Origin of the sequence: Methanolinea sp. (assembly GCA_016699325.1) — an archaeon.
Taxonomy (GTDB): domain Archaea; phylum Halobacteriota; class Methanomicrobia; order Methanomicrobiales; family Methanospirillaceae; genus UBA9949.
The window spans coordinates 151501-169556 of record CP064971.1; the positions used below are offsets into that span (position 1 = coordinate 151501).

Consider the following 18056-nt stretch of genomic DNA (forward strand, 5'->3'; position numbering starts at 1 on the left):
ATGCTTCAGAAGATGGTAAAAATTCAGGTAGTGGGTCCTAAAAAAGACCTTCATAACGTACTTGATTTACTCTATGCCAAGGGCACCGTGCATATCGAGGATGCATCTGTACCGACAACACCCGGTGAGATCAGCCTCAAGAGAATGACAGCAGAACAGGTTGGGGACATCGCTGTTGCACATTCGAAAATCGGGGGTATTCTCCTCACGCTGCCAAAGATCAAATATGATGAAAAAGCAGTGACGCATACTTACTCCAGCCTGCGGGCGATGAACCACGAAAACCTCCTCATCCGTGTGAACACGGTCATCAATGAACTGGAAGTTGCTACAAAAACTCTCGCAAAAGAGAAGAGCGAACTTGAGCTGGCTTTAATCAACCTTGGACGATACGAAAAAATAATCGACAAAATTCGACCGCTTGAGACCAGTATGCCCAAGCTGGAAGGGTTTGAAGTCACGGTTCTTCTCATCCAGAAAGAGTTCAAGGATGTCATCGAAATAATCCGCAATGCTCTAACAGAGATAACAAAACGGCAGTTCGAATTACTTTCTGCTGAACTGGATGAAAATACCATCGCGGCGGTAACCATTTTTAATAAGCGGTACTCGGACCAGGTACATTCCTATTTCTTCAACCAGAACGTAAATGAGGTCCGCCTGCCTCCCGAGTATCTTGGAAAACCTTTCAATGAGATTTTCGCCCTGATCGAAGAGAGAAAAGCTGCATCGACAAAAGAGATATCCAGGATGAATGCTGAGCTGGAAAAGATTTCTTCTAAATGGTATACAGAGCTCAGTGCATTACACCGGATTCTTGGAGAGAGAACGGAAGAACTGAGCATCTTTGCAAAAATTGGCCAGACCGAGTACACGTTTGTGCTTGCAGGATGGATACCGAAAAAATCACTCAAAGAAACCCGGGATGCCCTCAAAGACACATTCGGCGGGCGGGTCATTGTCAATGAACTGGTCCTTTCGCCTGATGAAATGGCACAGGCCCCGACATTTTATGATAACCCAAGCTTTGTCAAACCGTTCGAATTTCTTATGCGAGTCGTAAGCCCGGCGAAATCCACGGAATTTGATCCCAGCCCGGTTATGGCCATTTTTCTTCCGATATTCTTTGGGATCATGGTGGGGGACATGGGGTACGGGCTTATCATCATCGCGTTTGCCTCCATCATGAAATGGAAATTTTCCGATCGCGACTGGCTCCAGCACCTGATGAACGTCCTTATTCTGGGTGCTATCTGGGCGGTTTTCTTCGGATGGTTATACGGTGAAATCATTGGGAATCTGGGAGAGCACATGGGATGGATCGAGCCCAAGACGCTCTTCGGTGTTACCTGGAACCGGTTGGAGGCGATCGTACCCTTCCTGATCCTGTCCATTGCCATCGGCGCCTTCCATGTTATCCTTGGACTCGTCCTGGGAATCGTGAACTCGTATACCGAGATGAGTTGCATGAGACATGTCGACAAGGCAAAGAAACATATCTGTGAAAAATCGGGTATGATTATCGTTATTATCGGTCTCATCCTGGTGATGGCCGGATTGATAATGGCTCTCCCTGCTGCTTTAATTACGACAGGAGCGATCCTTGTCATAATTGCCATACCTCTCATATTTATCGGTGGTGGTGCTTTTGGCACGTTTGAGATTATGAGCACGGTAACAAACATTCTCTCGTACTCCCGTATCATGGCAATCGGTATCGCATCGGTCATCCTCGCCATGGTCGCCAACAAACTGGGGGGCATGATGGAGGTTGCCCTCGTGGGAGTCATCATAGCCGTGCTTCTTCACACCCTCAACCTTGTCCTTGCCATGTTCAGTCCATTCCTCCACTCCCTGCGTCTGCACCTGGTTGAATTTGACTCAAAATTTTACGAAGGAGGCGGAAAAATGTACAAACCTTTCAAAAAAGAAAACGGGGGAAAATCGGTTTGATACATGAAAAAGACCATGCTACGGCATTTAAACGTAGAACGCTTGCAGGAGAGGAGTTATTCATGTGAATGGAACACGCTGAGAGGCAGATTATTTCATCACCCTGTGCCTTCAGGCACATGGTCAGAAGTGTGGTGTGAAAAACGATGTGCCGCCTGTGCAAAGGGCGGCGCTTTGGAAGGAGACTGATGTGAATGGTTGATTTCGGAATCCCCATTGGGGCAGGCATCGCATTCGGGCTTGGAGCGCTCGCTACCGGTATTGCACAGTCAAAAATTGGCGCAGCGGGAGCGGGAACGATTGCAGAAAAACCGGAAATGTTTGGATTGATGATTATCCTGGTGGCAATTCCCGAGACTCTCGTTATTCTTGGTTTTGTCGTTGCATCCATGATCATGATCATGCTGGTATGAACCGGAAATAACCGGGAACAATAGAACAGAGGAATATCACGGTCACGGCGGAGAGGACAGGTGAACCATGGCTATTGATGATCTGATCAAGGCTGTAGAAGTGAGCGGTCAGGAACGCATTACCGGGATTCAGGAACGCTCAAAAGCCGAGGCAGATGAAATTATCAGGGAGGCCCAGGCAAAGGACCTGCCAATCAAAAAACGACTCATGGAGGACGCAACGCAATCGATTGCGATACAAAGAAACAAGGTATTATCCGAGGCACGTGAAAAAAGCCGCATGGAAATAATAAAATCAAAAAACGAGATTTTTGAGGCGGTTTTCGATGAAGCCGTTCGAAAGCTGGTATCCGTTCGTGAAGAACCGCACTACCGGGAAACTCTGAAAAGGCTGCTTGCTGAAGCGCTCGGAGGCCTCGGGGGTGATAACGTTATCCTTCATATCGATAAACGGGATGAAGCTCTTTTCAAGGATATCCTGCAAGAAATGAACGTATCTGGAAAAGTCGTAACTGATCTCACCTGTTCCGGCGGCCTGAACGTATACAGTCATGATGAACGCTTTATTGTTTTCAATACCCTCGAATCCCGCATAAAAAAAGCAAAGGAGATCTACAGACCCGAAATTTTCTCAGTTTTGTTTGGTGAGTGAAATGGAGTATGCGTACGTCAATGCACGGATAAAGGCTATGAAAAGCCGCCTGCTTGACCAGTCGCTCCTTGAACTGCTTATCAACAAGCCTGATATTGATTCCCTAATCGGGGAGCTCGAAAAAACCACGTATAGGGAAGAATTGGATAAGGCAGGGGTGCTTTATTCGGGTATCAACCGCATTGAAGTCGCCATTCGTAAAGACCTGGTCAAAACGTTCAGAGCGATCCTGAACCTGATCAAAGGAGGGGAGACAGAGACGTATATCACCATCATCCTCAATCGATGGGATGTCCAGAATATCAAGACCATACTCAGGGGAAAGAAAATCCAGGAAAACCCTTCAGAAATCCTCGACTGTCTTATTCCCGCAGGAGAGCTGGATGAAGCAGCACTCACCGAGCTGGTCAAACAGCCCGATATAAAAGCAGTGATCGATCTCCTTGCAACCTGGGGAATACGGTATTCACGTCCTCTCACTCACAATTTCAAAGAATTCACAGATACAGGGGACATGCTGGTCCTGGAATATGCGCTTGACACATTCTACTATCAAGACGCCATTTCCAAATTAAAAAACGCGGAATCAGATGATTCCTGTGTTCTTAAGAATATTCTTATTACTGAAATCGATATTAACAACATAAAAACGGTGCTCCGTGCGATTCGCGATCGGATAGATATTGAGGAGGCAAAACATTATTTCCTGAAAGGAAGCCCTGATTTTAACACCGACAGACTCCTCTCAATGATGAAGACAGGGACCATTGAGGGAGCGCTGAAACAACTTGAGCAGACCCCATACCAGTTCATCACAAAGATCCCTCCGGAATATATATCAGCAGAGAAGATTTCAGCGTTTGAAAAAGAACTGGAAAGGTATCTTATAAAAAAGGCGGTAAGCCTTTTCATCGGAGATCCTCTTTCAATCGCGATACCAATCGCCTACATATTCGCAAAACATACCGAAGTTACGAATATCCGGGTAATCGCCCGCTGCAAGGTCACTGAAGTGCCAGAAAAAGAGCTCAGGGAGGCGCTCATCAGTGTATAAGTTTATTGTTGTCACGGATCCTGATACCGCATCGGGATTTCGGCTGGCCGGTGTCGATGTGATGGAGATCCATAATTCCGAGGAAATTAATGCACTACTTCCTTCTCTTCTCTTGAAAGACGATACCGGCATTATAGCAATTAATGAAGATTTCATGATGTCGCTGGATGAGAAGATGATGGAGAAAATCGAGAAGTCCTTCCGGCCTATCATCATCCCAATTCCTTCCCGTGCAAAGAGGCTGGATCGGACAAGTTACATCGAGGGGCTGCTGAGAAGAGCTATTGGGTATAACATCGTGCTGAGGAAGTAACTGTATGATCGTCGGTGCTATTTCAAGAATTTCGGGTCCTGTTGTCCTTACCGAAGGCATGCGGGGATCCCGGATGTATGATGTGGTAAAGGTTGGGGAGCAACAACTGAACGGTGAGATAATACGACTTGATGGCGATCAGGCTGTCATCCAGGTCTATGAAGACACAACAGGCCTGCAGGTCGGCGAAAAGGTAGTAAATACCGGCCTGCCACTTTCTGTCGAGCTTGGGCCCGGCCTTCTTTCCTCCATCTATGATGGTATCCAGCGGCCGCTCCCCCTCCTTGCAGAAAAGAGTGGTAGTTTTATTTCACGGGGAGTAACATTGCCCGGGCTCTCCCACGAGGCGAAATGGGATTTCAAGCCAGGTGCGAAAAAGGGCGACCGCGTGATCGGGGGCGATGTAATCGGAACCGTTACAGAATACCATCTTGAACACCGCATCATGATACCGCCTTTTACTTCAGGTATAATCCAGGATATCCACGCCGGTGAATTTACCATCGATGAACCGGTCTGTATTCTGGATAATGGCACTCAAATAACCATGCTGCAGTCGTGGCCGGTACGGAAAGGCAGGCCTTACCAGCGTAAAATGGACCCCGACACGTTACTTGTTACCGGCCAGAGAGTCTTTGACACACTCTTTCCCGTGACAAAAGGTGGAACTGCTATGATTCCCGGGGGATTTGGAACCGGGAAAACCGTGGCAGAGCAGACCCTTGCCAAATGGTCTGATACACAAATTGTCGTTTACATCGGTTGCGGAGAGCGGGGGAACGAAATGACCGATGTACTCACCGAATTTCCCGAGCTGCTCGATCCCAGAACGAAGCGTCCCCTGATCCAGAGGACCATTCTGATAGCCAATACGTCCAACATGCCGGTCGCTGCCCGGGAAGCGTCCATCTATACGGGTATTACCCTCGCTGAATATTACCGTGATATGGGTTACGATGTCGCTCTCATGGCTGACTCCACTTCGCGGTGGGGCGAAGCACTGCGCGAGGTTTCTGGCAGGCTTGAAGAGATGCCGGGGGAAGAAGGTTACCCGGCATACCTTGCAACACGACTCGCCGCATTCTATGAACGGGCAGGGCGCGTGGTCTGTCTTGGTTCTGATGACCGAAAAGGGTCTGTTACCGTGGTCGGGGCCGTTTCACCTCCCGGTGGAGATTTTTCAGAACCGATAACCCAGAACACCCTGCGCATCGCAGGCACATTCTGGGCCCTCGATACAAGTCTTGCATACCGTCGCCACTTTCCCTCGGTGAACTGGATTAAAAGTTATTCCCTCTATCTGGACCAGATCAAAGACTGGTTTGCGGCGAGTGGTTTTACTGAATGGAAGGATCTCCGGGCGAATGCGATGTACCTTCTGCAGAAAGAAGTTGAGCTCCAGGAGATCGTGCAGCTCGTTGGTCCTGATGCATTACCCGAAAGTGAAAAAGCAATTCTTGAAATCACTCGTATGATCCGGGAAGATTTCCTCCAACAGAGTGCGTATCACGATGTTGATTCCTTCTGTTCGCTTGAAAAACAGTACTGGATGCTCCGGGTAATACTCTCGTTCTACGACCGTGTAAACCAGGCCATGGCGAAGGGCGTTTCACTCGCGAAAATCCTGAAACTACCCATTAAAACAGAGATTGGGCGAATGAAGGAACTTACTGATGTCGGAAAAATAAAGGAACTGACCATCCAGATCGATGAAAGTCTGAGTGCACTGGAGGCGGAACGATGAACAGAGTCCCGCTCTTTACCAAAGAGGCAAGAGCAATCAGCTATGTTTCCGGTCCTCTGATATTCATCCAGAATGTGAAAGGGGTCTCATATGGTGAAATTGTGCGAATCATCCTTCCTACAGGGGAGGAACGCACCGGCCAGGTACTTGATGTCTCAAAAGACATAGCGGTGACCCAGGTTTACGAAGGGACAAGTGGTATCGATAACAAAGAAACCCGTGTCCGATTCACCGGAGAACCACCTAAAGTCAAGGTTTCAGTCGAGATGCTGGGGCGGATTTTCAATGGTGTTGGAAAACCCCGCGATGGGGGCCCCGAAATAATCGAAGAGGCAAACCTTGACATCAATGGCATGCCCATTAACCCATCAGCCCGGGATAAACCTGCCGATTTCATTCAGACCGGCATGTCAACGATAGATGGTTTAAACACTCTGGTCCGGGGACAAAAACTACCAATTTTCTCTGGTGCAGGTCTTCCTGCGAATAAGCTTGCCGCCCAGATCGCGAGACAGGCCAAGGTTCTCGGTGAAGAAGAGAAATTTGCGGTAATTTTTGTCGCCATGGGAATTACTTACAAAGAAGCCTCTTACTTCATGAGGGACTTTGAGAGGACCGGGGCACTGGAACGGGTAGTATTCTTCATGAACCTTGCAGATGATCCGACAATCGAGAGGATAGCAACTCCCCGTTGTGCACTCACCGCCGCTGAATTTCTCGCCTACGAGCATGATCTTCACGTATTGGTCATATTGACCGATATGATCAATTATTGTGAAGCACTACGCGAGATATCCACCGCACGAGAAGAAGTCCCCGGCAGGCGGGGATATCCTGGTTATATGTACACCGACCTTGCGTCCCTCTACGAGCGTGCAGGCAGGGTGAAAGGGAAGAAGGGATCCATCACCCAGATCCCAATCCTCACCATGCCGGACGATGATATCACCCACCCTGTTCCCGACCTAACCGGGTATATCACCGAGGGGCAGATCGTCCTCTCCCGTGACCTGTTCCGTCGCGGAGCGGATCCTCCGGTCGACACGCTCCCGTGCCTTTCACGTCTGATGAACCTCGGGATCGGGCCAGGAAAAACCAGGGAAGACCACCGAAATGTCGCCGACCAGCTCTATGCATCGTATGCCTATGGAAGAGACCTCAGAAGGCTCGTAGCCATTGTGGGAGAAGAAGCGCTTACCGAACTTGACAAGAAATACCTGAAATTCGCTGACGAATTCGAGCGCCATTTCATTACCCAGGGCGATGAGAACCGGAGCATTGAAAGAACACTCGAAATTGGGTGGGAGCTGTTCACCCTGCTTCCCGAAGAGGAATTGAAACGAATTAAACGTGAATTCATCCAGAAATATCATCCTGCATTTCAAAAGGGATCGTAATGGAACAAATCAATCCCACCCGGATGGAGCTCATCAAGAAGAATGCCCAGATCAAGCTTGCAGAGCAGGGGCGCGATCTCCTCCGTGAAAAGATGGATGCCCTCATTCAGGAATTTTTCAATGTCATGGAGTCCGTGTCACAATCACGAGTAGAACTTGAAAAGATATCTGACGCCGCGCAGCACGCCCTGCTCATCGCCCAGGCAATCGATGATCCTGTCACCTTGAAATCGGCTTCATTTGCCACCAGGAGGGGTATTACTCTGGACATCAAAGGGAAGAATGTCATGGGAGTGCCTGTCCCGATTATTGAAAAGAGGCGTTTCGTAAAAAGCCTCCTCGAACGAGGCTATAGTATCCTTGGAGTGAGCGGGCGAATTGATGAGGCGGCAGAAAAGTATGAAGCTGAACTGGATCTTATCATATCCCTCGCAGAGACCGAAACGTCCCTTCGGAGACTGGGAAACGAAATCCAGATGACCAGGCGACGGGTGAATGCCCTTGAACAGGTGCTCATCCCTGAACTGAAACGACAGGCAAAATACATAGAGATCACCATCGATGAGCGGGATCGCGAAGATCTCTACCGGTTGAAAAAAGTTAAAAAGATCATTGAACGGAAGAAAAAAGCAGCAGAAATAATATAAAATATATAAAGTTCATGAAATCCCTTTCAGTATCCCTATCGTCTCCGCTGTTGCATCCCCCTCCCGCCGCTTCCGGTGCTTCGCCTCTTTTCCAATCGAAATGATGCGATCGAGATCTTTTCGTGAAAGCCTTGAGAATGAACACTGCCTCCAACTGTGGCGATCCATGGAAACCCAACTCTCACCCAGCATATATTTGAGAATAGCAATATCCGAATCAGAATAGAGTTTCCAGTCCTGCCCGACACTCTGTCTGATTTTTTCTAGTGCTGTCTCAACAGCCATTCCTTTGTGGATCTGGAAAACTCTCCTTCCCCGTTCATCTTCTGTTATTTCAGGCATGCCAATCTCACTACAGTAGCCGGAAGGATTTAAAACTTTTGAGATATCAATGGGATTTAAGGATTCCGTCTTTTGCCAAGGAACGGCTGATTAAGCACCATGGCATATTGTGAAACAAATCCCCCTGCTATATCAAGGGAGTGGAATTGCGATACAATAATCGAGGAAAGGTATATTTGGGGTCTTGGTTGATTTGATGCTACATTGAAGGGTGTCATGGGTCGAGGTTACCTAATCACCAACCTTTTTTTAGCGGGGCATATCTATAGGGAATTGTGACATCATCTCACGAAACCCATCCGGTTTTATTATATCGCGATATCCCTTGTGTCAAGAATCCTCGTTTTTTCCGATAGACACCAAATAATCGATTCTAATCCTTTTTCTTACAAATCCGGTCATATATTGAAATGAGCTGGCTGGAATCTCTGCCGTTGTGGGACTTGCCCGCCCCCATAGTTACGAGAAGTTGCCTCGTTCTTTTGTATGACTGCATTATTCAAGACCTCCCTGAATTGCTATTGACACATGGTTCAAAAATGTTCATCTATTAAAAGGCGGCACGGGATTATAAAAAAATATGCTCATCATCTCTGCAGAGCATAAGAAAGGATATTTAAACCTTATTTTTTTGAGAATAAAATAGCCTCACTCATTTGAACTGCTTTTTGTTCATTGATGGTATTTTCAGCCGCGTTCTTGCCGATTGAAATTAGTTCACGAAGATCAAGTCCTGTGAGCCGGGTAAATGAAATCTTGTCCCAGGTATCGCGATCCATGAAGACCCAGCATTCCCTGAGTATGTATTTCAGAGCCTCGATATCCCCATGGGTATAGAGCGACCACTCGGAGCCCATACTCTGTCTGATCTTCTCGATCGCCTTTTCTACATTCTTTTCTTTCTGCAGCTTGTAAAAACGCCGCCCAATTTCCGTTTTTGAGACCTCAGGCATGATTCTTCACCCCGCACCAAAGGGTATGGCTGAATTGTCCGTCAGGGTATAAATATCCTGTGCTCTAGAAAAAAGTCCTACATCGGTCCGTTCCTCACACCAGGCCATTAACCTGTTTATTTTCGAAATTATGCAGAAATGGTCAGGCTTGGGATACAAGGTCCCGGCCGAGCTTTCTGGCCAGGACATCTGCCGAATGGATTGGGCGCGGTAGTCTCTGTTCCCTGGCAGTAGCAAGAGTGATTTTCACCGCAAACGGGAGGGTTGTGCAGTACCCGGCAGAGACATATACAGGCCGAGAGCCTTCCCTGGTCCGAACCACCATGCCAACCTGTTCCCCTCCATCTACAAGAGGAGTGGAAGAGCCCCTGTGATAATCGGGATATGCACTTTTCCCTGACAACGGCCGGGAGGCAACTCCAATGGTGGGAATTGCGAGGAGCGCGCCTGCATGACAGGCAATCCCAAACCGTTCCGGGTGGGCATAACCATGGCCGTTCACCAGGAGGAGGTCTGGTTGTGTGGACAGCTTCTCGCAGGCGGCCAGGCAGAGCGGTAGCTCACGGAATGCGAACAGCCCGGGAACGTAGGGAAAGAGGACGTGCCGGCAGGCGACTGCATGCTCTACCACTTCCAATTCGGGAAAGGTGAACACCGCAACCACCCCGACACCGATTTCACCGGGAGTGTAGAACGCATCCATACCACCGATAAACCGGATTTCAGGCATCGTCTCGCCCCGGCCGCAGCCGCAGCGGTCCCGCATCCTGATCTGGATTGCCTGCGCCCCTGCAATGAGATGTTCTTTTCCGCCTCCCTTCAACACATGGATCATGGTATCTGATACAAGGAGCAATAATGAACCTGATTGCGGAAGGCCCTCCAGCCAGCAGGTTTACCCCTGGATTAAAACCATTCGTTGAACCGTTTGGTTCGATCATCGAGCGTTGTCATCCAGAGAATGTTTTTGTTACATCAGGTCGATTTTTATACAGGAGGCAGGACAAGGATGCCGGAGCATCAGGAAGCAGGGCAAACAATTGTGCTCGATGAGGTACCTGATTATTTTAATGAACTTTCAGAGTACCTTGAGGTGCTTTCCAACAGCCAGCGCCTCAAGATCCTGAAAATCCTCGAAAAACGACCAAGAGATGTCAGGACGATCGCTTCAGAGATCAACACCAGCTATGAGAATACCAAGAAGCACCTTGATAAACTGATAGGAATGGGCCTGATCAGGAAAGACGTGGGCCTTGGGCAACAGACCTCCAAAGGGGTCCATCCGGTCTGGAAATATTCCCTCGTTCCCGGAGCTATGGAAGCGGTGATCCGGAATCTCGGTATCTTTTCGAACATGCGCATCAATATCGACGATGCCGATCTGAAGAAGAGGCTCGATGAGGTTCGTGAAGCGGTAGAAGGGGAGATCACCGGGAAGAAGCCTATGGTAATTCTCCTCGGGGGAGCCGATGACGGAAAATTATTCGTCCTCGAAAAGGAGGACACCCGTGTAGGACGGTTCGATCCAACCCTGCCCGAATCAACCGATCTTTCGGCTGACATCATCCTCCCCAGGGAGTATTCATCGGTCAGCCGGGTCTCGAAGCCTCATGGCATCTTCAGAAAGGAAGGCCAGAATTTTTATTTTGAGGACCGGGGGAGCAGCGGGGGTTCTTACCTCAACAGCAGCGAGTTGCAGAAGAGGCACCCTGCTGTGCTCCACGACGGCGATCTGCTGGAACTTGGAAAAGGGGCTCATGGTGCACGACTCCTCGTCATCCTTCCCTGATCACCACCAATCCCTCCCATGAACAGTCGCCTGATTTATCTCCTGATCGGATTTGTCATCTTCGCAGGGATGGCTACCTGCGTTTCTGCGGCTCAGGGTTACTACATCATCGCCGCAACAGCAGGGCCAGGGGGGTCCATCATTCCTTCCGGAGAATTTTGGGTCAGGGAGGGAGGAACACAGATATTTGCGATCACCCCTGATGAAGGCTATAAGATTGGGATGGTTTATGTCGATGGAAGTCCTGTTGGCCCACTCCAGGTGTATACATTTTATTCTGTTGCTACAGACCATACCATCTCCGTTACATTCACCAGGGCTACCGGATCGATTTCGGTTGAGTCCCGGCCTCCCGGGGCGTCTTTTTATATCGATGGGACTTATGCGGGAAAGACCCGGGCGCAGGGGCCCCTTATCATCGAGAATGTTCCCGCAGGGATGCAATCCGTCGAACTCCGGCTGGAAGGATTTGAGGTCTGGGGCCAGGAGATACAGGTTAACGATGGCCAGACAACCGTCATTGCCCTTGTCAGCCTATCCCCCATTCCGACCACGCCTTCTACCGCCCTTCCAACAACCTCGCCCACCACCACCACCCCAACCACTACCCCAACAACCTCCCCCACCACTACCACAACCACCAGACCTACCACCACCGTAACCACTACTCAAACTACCTCCCCAACAACCTCTCCAACTACCTCCCCCACCACTACCACAACCACCAGACCTACCACTACCGTAACCACTACTCAAACTACCTCCCCAACAACCTCTCCAACTACCTCCCCCACCACTACCACAACCACCAGACCTACCACTACCGTAACCACTACTCAAACTACCTCCCCAACAACCTCTCCAACTACCTCCCCCACCACTACCACAACCACCAGACCTACCACTACCGTAACCACTACTCAAACCACCTCCCCAACAACCTCTCCAACTACCTCCCCCACCACTACCACAACCACCAGACCTACCACTTCCCCAACAAATTCGCTCACCACGACGGTAACTACCACGCCTGCCACTACCACAACCACTCTGCCAACTACTACAGGCACAACAGTATCGGTAACCACAGCGGGCACTACACCAATGACCCCTGTGCCAACAACCTCGATACCTCCAACCACAACAACACGTTCGATCACTCCCTGGCAAACAGCGACATCCCCCACTATCACCACTACGATGACGGCGCCAGAAATGGAGGAGACACCTGCAACTACCCCTCCTCCCGGTGATATGAATGTAACCGGCCCGGCTCTCCTTCCATGGATTCGCGGGGCGAGTGGTTTCTCTGTCCTGATGCTGATGGGGGGGCTCTGTGCAGGCCTGGTTTTGATCGACCTCTCCTCGCGCCAGGCACCGCAACCTGTCAATCGTTCCCGGAGGGCGATCCTGTTCCTGGCGTACCTGACGGTCATCGGAGCCCTGGTTGGAGCACTCGTCCTGTTTTCCCGGGTACTTACCACCCTCCAGGAGATCCCTCCCTTTATCAGCATCCTGATCCCTGTATGCGGTTATCTCCTTGTATCGGGGCTTGCCCTCTTTGCCGGCGCACTACTCTCCCATCCGCTGAAGTGGACCCTTGGTGGGCATATCCTGATATCCCTGATCGCCGCGTTCACCGCGGCCCTTACCTTGATCGGTTCAACCCCTGATCTCAGGATTCCGGTCCTCCTCAGCTTCGGGGCTGCAATCATCGGCGGTTTTTGTGCACGCTGGGAGTATGTTTCCTCCACATTTCATGATAAAGAGGGGAAAGCGCCTCCTGCAGATCGAGGGAGTGATACAGGTCCTGAGGCAACATTCGTCCCCTCCAGGACAAGCCCGACAACCTCCTCATCATTTCCAACCGAGCTTCTCGATAAGTATCTCAACCCGGAACTCATCGGGATGGGGGGTATTGCCAGGGTATTCCGCGCAGAGAGCGCCGTGTCAGGGGGAATTGTTGCCCTGAAGATTCCCGTTCAGTTCAATGAGACCGCCGGGAAATGCTTCATGAAGGAGATCAAAGCCTGGGAGGATCTCAACCATGAAAATATTGTGAACATCCACGAAGTGAACATCCTGCCGGTCCCGTATGTCGAGATGGAATATATCGGGCGGTCACTCGCCGACCTCGAAAAACCGCTTTCTCCCGAAGAAGCAGCCCGGATTGTGCGGGGAATTGCAAAAGGACTTGCGTATGCTCATTCGCAGGGAATTATTCACCGGGACATAAAGCCACAGAATATTCTCATTACGGATTCAGGCGTTCCGAAAATTACCGACTGGGGGATGAGTAAGGTGATGGGGGCCTATCTTCCCCATACCATTACCGGATTCTCTCTTTCATACGCGGCTCCCGAACAGATTTCACCGGATAAATTTGGCGACACCGATCAACGGACCGATATTTATCAGCTCGGGGTCGTCTTCTATGAACTGCTGACTGGCAGGCTCCCATTCACCGGTGATGATATCTCTCAGGTAACAAGGCAGATCATCAACGGTGAGGTTCCACTCCCTTCAGAAAACCTTCCATCCAGCTGTTACCTAGATGCAATCGTGAAGCGGTGCCTTGAAAAGGAGAAAGATCAGCGCTTCCAGCGGGCAGAGGATCTTATTGCCGCCATTGACCAGTGTGTGTCCCTGGGAATGGATCCGGGACGATACGAGGTATTCGAAGATTAAATGCCCGGAATGGGGATAGGAACATGAAGAGCCATACCAGCGGACCGCGGGGGCACCGTTCGCTAACGTGCCGGTTGTTTGCCTGCCATTCCCATTGCGGTATTGCACTGGGTTGAACGCCCAACTCCCTTTCATTCCCGCATGATAGCCGGGGAGTGCCGACCGGGTTTGATCAGAGTACCGTGCCGGCAGACTCCATAAAATCCTTTTCCGGAGGGGCGAGGTTGATACCAGCCTTAATAACCGTGGCTCTTAACCGGGAACAGGGAGTGTGACAAGTGAGCCTGCCGTTGGTTAGATAGACGATTTATCCGGCCAGATCGTCATCCCGGATCCTCTTCCGGCCGGAGATCCTTATACTGCGACCTGCAGCCCGGAGGGCATTCTCGATATCGCCATAGTTAGGGATCCGGTGATGCCGGAGCACCCGCATACCACCCTTCATGGTGTCGCCCCCAAGCAGGCAGCCAATAGTCATCTTTCTTGTGTTTTCCGAGAAACGGGCGATCTCGCGGGCGAGGAGAGTTGGATCGAGCACGGCAGAGGGTACTGCGATAACGATGGCAATGTCAAACGCTTCTTCGTGCAGGAGAAGGGTATCGAGAACCCGGGCAAACCGTTCTACACCGCCGTCATCGATGATATCCATGGGATTTGCCCGGTTCCAGAAGGGCGGGAGAAACGAATCGAGATCTTTGATGAGAGATGGCGGAAGTGGGGGAAGGTTCACACCGAAACGCTCCGCATAGTCTGATGCAAGCACCGCAAAACCTCCGGCTGTCGTTATCACGATGGCCCGGGAGCCTTCAGGATAACCCTGGGATACCATCAGTTCGGCGACATCAAATGCTTCACGAAGGGAGTACACGGGAATTGCTCCGGCCTGGATAAATGCTGCCCGGTACACTTCAAAATCTCCGGCAAGAGACCCGGTATGGGACATAGCTGCCTTCCTGCCTATGGCAGAAGATCCTGACTTGAGTACGATTACCGGTTTTTTTGGACTGATATCGCGGACAGCGGATAGAAACCCGGCGCCGTCCCGTATCTCTTCAATGTAGAGGATGACGGCTCTTGTCTCACTATCTTTTTCCGCAAACCTCATGAAATCTACAACGTCAAGGTCAAGCTGGTTTCCAAGGCTCACGATAGCTGAAAACCCGATCTCTTCAGGGACGCTCCAATCGGTGACCGTTGTAATAATTGCCCCGCTCTGTGAGATGAAGGCAATATGCCCCTGCCTTGGATCCGTAGGATCGAAGGTCGTGTTAAGTGTCCGGTGGGGGAGGATCACCCCCAGGCAATTCGGACCGATGATGCGTATCCCGAATTTTCGTGCGCGCGCCAGTATTTCCTGTTCAAGAAGCCGACCTTTCTCCCCCGTCTCGCGGAACCCGGAAGAGATGATAACGGCAATCTTTGTCCCCCGCGTTCCAAGATCTTCCATGATGCCCGGAACAAACCTGGCCGGGACGGCGATAACCGCCATATCCACCTGTTCGGGGATTGCCAGGACCGACGGATAGGCTTTCTTCCCCTGCATCATATCGTGGGAGGGGTTTACCGGGTAGAGCCTTCCGGGGAAGGTGAGAAGGTTCCTGAATACTGCATACCCGATCTTGCCGGGATCGGCAGATGCGCCGATAACAGCGATAGATTCCGGAGAGAGCAGCGAGGGCTCAAATTCATGTCGCTGCCTAGTTGCCCCGGCAGAAACCTCTTCCCGGTAAACCCGGGCATCTACCGCGCAAGCGCCTTTATTGTAGAGTATGAGGGGATTGATGTCGAATTCCACAACACCTTCACCCTGTTCAAAGAGCGCGGCTGCCCCAGCAAGGCAGCGTATCAATTCCTCTTCGTCAAGTGGCGGGTAATTCCTGTACCCTGCGATGAGTGGATAACCTCTCGTCTCCCTGACCATGGAAACCAGCTCCTTCCTTCCTGCCGGAAGCACCCGCAGGGAAAAATCTCGGAAGATCTCTATCGCGGTTCCTCCGAGACCAAAAGAGAGGACCCGTCCGAAGGCGGGATCGGTCTTTCCGCCAATGAACAACTCAAGACCACGAGGGAGCTCGGATTCAACAATAACACCCTTCACTCTGCCTTCAGGAAGGTGTGTCACAACCTGTTCCATGATCCGGTCAAAGGCTTCCCTCGCCTCGTGCTCACCGGTGATGGAGGTGATTACACCTCCCACATCACTCTTATGAACAATATGGGGTGAGACAACCTTCATCACGACAGGGAATCCCATGCGTCCTGCCGCAAGGGCTGCCTCCTCCGCAGTAGTCACCACCTCGAAGGCAGGGACCGGGATGCCGAACCTGGCCAGCATCCTGTACCCTTCATCTTCGGTCAGCAATTCCCGCTTAGCCATATTCCAGCCTACCCAAAACCGGTGCGCGGAAGCTCGCTATAATCATTCCCATTTATTATTCGAAAGGGAATAATGCATGCATCACCGGAGGTGCTTAAAAAGTCTAATGCCTGCAGTAAACCAAACAGAGTTCATGACCGCGGCAGGATGGCGGGAGACCCTCATGGATTTTTGTGCCTCACGGGAGGAGTTCCTCTTGAGCGATTACGCTGCCCGGATTCATTCCGATTACAAGCTTCCGGAACTGCTTATCATGCTCCTCCCTCTTCTCTCCCTTCATCGCCTTGGCTGGGAGAAAACAGCGGCTAAGGATTTCCGTATATTCTCCATCCCCCGGCCGGAACCCCTAACCCTTCAAAAAGAACCGCTCAAGAATATGGAGGCATATCTGTCACATGGGGAATTTGACGAGGAACTGCAAAGCCTTATCGAACAGTTTATCGGGCAGGTTACCGGTAAAGCCTGGGATGACCCGGTGGTTCTTGAAAGGATCAGATCGGCTATCATGCAGCAAAAAGGACAATACTGGAAAGAGGGGCGGGCCCGGAAAATCGGCTACAGAAAGGGCTACGCGGTGCTCGCCTACCTTTCATACCATGCACCGGTATACATTGTCCAGTCTCTTCACCTCCTCCTGATGCTTGCCCGTGACGGGCTCCTTCCTTCCCGCGCACGGATCCTTGATGCCGGGACCGGCCCCGGTGCACTCCCGCTTGCAGCCACCATGTTTGCCAGAATGTTTCCTGCATTCTCGGCTGAGATATTCGCTGTCGAACGCGCGGATTCTTTCATGGAGGCCTACCGGTTCATCGTCCCTCGCTATGCATCGGGAATATCCTCCCTCACCATCCACCCCCCTCTCCAGGCGGACATCCGTGATGCTGCCTCCCTCCCCCTACCCTCATCCCTCGACCTCATTGTCCTGCAGAATGTCCTAAACGAGATTCCCGGGAGAAGTGCAGAGAAAGCGGCGGTTATCACCGCATTCTCGCGGCTCCTTGCCCCGGACGGATCACTGCTCATTGTGGAACCTGCCGACCGGGAAAACTCGACACGGTTACGGATCTCCGTCGCTTCCGCACTGTCAGAGGGTCTCCACATCCACAGCCCCTGTACAGTTCTCCGACAACGGCGGTGCTATCCCGAAAGGTGCTGGAGTTTCATTGGGCAGCCGCCACTTCGGCCGACACGGCTGATGCTCCGGCTTTCCGGTGAGCGGGAAACCTACCGGTTTCAGAACATTGATATCAAATACAGCTATGCGGTCATGGTCCGGGATGACCGGAAGAGGCATCCCTTTATCCTGCCGAAGGATGCCCCCTATCTTCCGTTCTCTTCACTCTCGCGGCACACCGGAAAACGGGTGAACGTGGTTGGTACGGTCATGTCCGGCAACATCGGTGATGGGGAGACCCATGTTTTTCTCCTCTGCGACGGAACCCAGAGCATACCGGTATATGCTGTCCTGCCCAGATATCACCTCACCTCTGAAAACCGGTATCTCCTCACCGCTCCTTATTCATCGGTTATCGAACTCCGCCAGGTACTGGTACGGTTTAACGAGAACCACCAGGCCCATAATCTCCTCGTCTCGCGGCGAACCAGGATCCGCCCTGTGGAGCGGGAGTGCGGAGAGCCTATCCAATAGCCTCAAAATGTTACACCTCCTAGTTTTGTATAAAGGGGGAGATCCGGCTGGTGAATGTGCCGGAACGGGACAGCCGGACTCCTTCC

The 18056-nt window shown here is 51.1% G+C and carries 15 protein-coding genes; 11 read left to right on the plus strand and 4 right to left on the minus strand.

The window, feature by feature from the left end:
- From IPI71_00825 to IPI71_00860, 8 genes are all read left to right on the plus strand, one after another.
- Nucleotides 1-1953: a V-type ATP synthase subunit I gene (locus IPI71_00825; protein ID QQR71110.1), complete on the plus strand. Its 1953-nt coding sequence runs from the start codon at nt 1-3 to the stop codon at nt 1951-1953.
- A gap of 194 nt (nt 1954-2147) precedes the next feature.
- Nucleotides 2148-2366, plus strand: coding sequence for an ATPase (locus IPI71_00830; GenBank protein ID QQR71111.1), 219 nt, complete (start codon nt 2148-2150; stop codon nt 2364-2366).
- A 67-nt stretch (nt 2367-2433) separates the two neighbouring features.
- Complete coding sequence (locus tag IPI71_00835; protein QQR71112.1) at nt 2434-3018, plus strand: V-type ATP synthase subunit E; 585 nt, start codon at nt 2434-2436, stop codon at nt 3016-3018.
- Nucleotide 3019: 1 nt separating this feature from the next.
- On the plus strand, nt 3020-4072 hold the full coding sequence (gene ahaC / locus IPI71_00840; protein QQR71113.1) for an ATP synthase A1 subunit C: 1053 nt from the start codon (nt 3020-3022) through the stop codon (nt 4070-4072).
- On the plus strand, nt 4065-4385 hold the full coding sequence (locus IPI71_00845; GenBank protein ID QQR71114.1) for a V-type ATP synthase subunit F: 321 nt from the start codon (nt 4065-4067) through the stop codon (nt 4383-4385). Before ahaC ends, IPI71_00845 begins: the two co-directional genes overlap by 8 nt.
- A 4-nt stretch (nt 4386-4389) precedes the next feature.
- On the plus strand, nt 4390-6129 hold the full coding sequence (locus tag IPI71_00850) for a V-type ATP synthase subunit A (GenBank protein ID QQR71115.1): 1740 nt from the start codon (nt 4390-4392) through the stop codon (nt 6127-6129).
- Nucleotides 6126-7526 (plus strand): V-type ATP synthase subunit B, encoded by a 1401-nt coding sequence (locus IPI71_00855; protein QQR71116.1) that lies wholly within the window; start codon nt 6126-6128, stop codon nt 7524-7526. Before IPI71_00850 ends, IPI71_00855 begins: the two co-directional genes overlap by 4 nt.
- Complete coding sequence (locus tag IPI71_00860) at nt 7526-8173, plus strand: V-type ATP synthase subunit D (GenBank protein ID QQR71117.1); 648 nt, start codon at nt 7526-7528, stop codon at nt 8171-8173. Before IPI71_00855 ends, IPI71_00860 begins: the two co-directional genes overlap by 1 nt.
- A gap of 12 nt (nt 8174-8185) precedes the next feature.
- On the opposite strand, the gene IPI71_00865 is transcribed toward IPI71_00860, so the two are convergent.
- The 3 genes from IPI71_00865 to IPI71_00875 all read right to left on the minus strand — a co-directional run bounded on the left by IPI71_00865 (nt 8186) and on the right by IPI71_00875 (nt 10234).
- Nucleotides 8186-8515 carry a hypothetical protein gene (locus IPI71_00865; protein ID QQR71118.1) on the minus strand — a complete coding sequence of 110 codons (330 nt, stop codon included), beginning with the start codon at nt 8513-8515 and terminating at the stop codon, nt 8186-8188.
- Nucleotides 8516-9138: 623 nt separating this feature from the next.
- Entirely contained in the window at nt 9139-9468 is a 330-nt protein-coding gene (locus IPI71_00870; GenBank protein ID QQR71119.1) for a hypothetical protein, read from the minus strand.
- A 142-nt stretch (nt 9469-9610) separates the two neighbouring features.
- The gene (locus IPI71_00875; GenBank protein ID QQR71888.1) at nt 9611-10234 is read right to left on the minus strand and encodes an endonuclease V; all 624 of its coding nucleotides are present in this window, start codon (nt 10232-10234) and stop codon (nt 9611-9613) included.
- A 243-nt stretch (nt 10235-10477) separates the two neighbouring features.
- Here IPI71_00875 and IPI71_00880 point away from each other — a divergent pair, with 243 nt between their 5' ends.
- Together IPI71_00880 and IPI71_00885 are read left to right on the plus strand one after the other, a co-directional pair.
- Nucleotides 10478-11257 carry an FHA domain-containing protein gene (locus IPI71_00880; GenBank protein ID QQR71120.1) on the plus strand — a complete coding sequence of 260 codons (780 nt, stop codon included), beginning with the start codon at nt 10478-10480 and terminating at the stop codon, nt 11255-11257.
- An 18-nt stretch (nt 11258-11275) separates the two neighbouring features.
- Nucleotides 11276-13945 (plus strand): protein kinase, encoded by a 2670-nt coding sequence (locus tag IPI71_00885; protein ID QQR71121.1) that lies wholly within the window; start codon nt 11276-11278, stop codon nt 13943-13945.
- Between the two features lie 307 nt (nt 13946-14252).
- Here the strand turns inward: IPI71_00885 and IPI71_00890 are convergent, their stop codons facing one another.
- A complete protein-coding gene (locus IPI71_00890; GenBank protein ID QQR71122.1) occupies nt 14253-16322 on the minus strand; it encodes an acetate--CoA ligase family protein in 2070 nt (689 codons plus the stop codon).
- Between the two features lie 133 nt (nt 16323-16455).
- Here IPI71_00890 and IPI71_00895 point away from each other — a divergent pair, with 133 nt between their 5' ends.
- Nucleotides 16456-17970: a class I SAM-dependent methyltransferase gene (locus tag IPI71_00895; GenBank protein ID QQR71123.1), complete on the plus strand. Its 1515-nt coding sequence runs from the start codon at nt 16456-16458 to the stop codon at nt 17968-17970.
- Nucleotides 17971-18056: the final 86 nt, after the last annotated feature.

Coding starts and splice junctions, on each gene's coding strand:
- IPI71_00825 (QQR71110.1), top strand. CDS start 1: ATGCTTCAGAAGATGGTAAAAATTCAGGTAGTGGGTCCTAAAAAAGAC.
- IPI71_00830 (QQR71111.1), top strand. CDS start 2,148: ATGGTTGATTTCGGAATCCCCATTGGGGCAGGCATCGCATTCGGGCTT.
- IPI71_00835 (QQR71112.1), top strand. CDS start 2,434: ATGGCTATTGATGATCTGATCAAGGCTGTAGAAGTGAGCGGTCAGGAA.
- ahaC (QQR71113.1), top strand. CDS start 3,020: ATGGAGTATGCGTACGTCAATGCACGGATAAAGGCTATGAAAAGCCGC.
- IPI71_00850 (QQR71115.1), top strand. CDS start 4,390: ATGATCGTCGGTGCTATTTCAAGAATTTCGGGTCCTGTTGTCCTTACC.
- IPI71_00855 (QQR71116.1), top strand. CDS start 6,126: ATGAACAGAGTCCCGCTCTTTACCAAAGAGGCAAGAGCAATCAGCTAT.
- IPI71_00860 (QQR71117.1), top strand. CDS start 7,526: ATGGAACAAATCAATCCCACCCGGATGGAGCTCATCAAGAAGAATGCC.
- IPI71_00865 (QQR71118.1), bottom strand. CDS start 8,515: ATGCCTGAAATAACAGAAGATGAACGGGGAAGGAGAGTTTTCCAGATC.
- IPI71_00870 (QQR71119.1), bottom strand. CDS start 9,468: ATGCCTGAGGTCTCAAAAACGGAAATTGGGCGGCGTTTTTACAAGCTG.
- IPI71_00875 (QQR71888.1), bottom strand. CDS start 10,234: ATGCGGGACCGCTGCGGCTGCGGCCGGGGCGAGACGATGCCTGAAATC.
- IPI71_00880 (QQR71120.1), top strand. CDS start 10,478: ATGCCGGAGCATCAGGAAGCAGGGCAAACAATTGTGCTCGATGAGGTA.
- IPI71_00885 (QQR71121.1), top strand. CDS start 11,276: ATGAACAGTCGCCTGATTTATCTCCTGATCGGATTTGTCATCTTCGCA.
- IPI71_00890 (QQR71122.1), bottom strand. CDS start 16,322: ATGGCTAAGCGGGAATTGCTGACCGAAGATGAAGGGTACAGGATGCTG.
- IPI71_00895 (QQR71123.1), top strand. CDS start 16,456: ATGACCGCGGCAGGATGGCGGGAGACCCTCATGGATTTTTGTGCCTCA.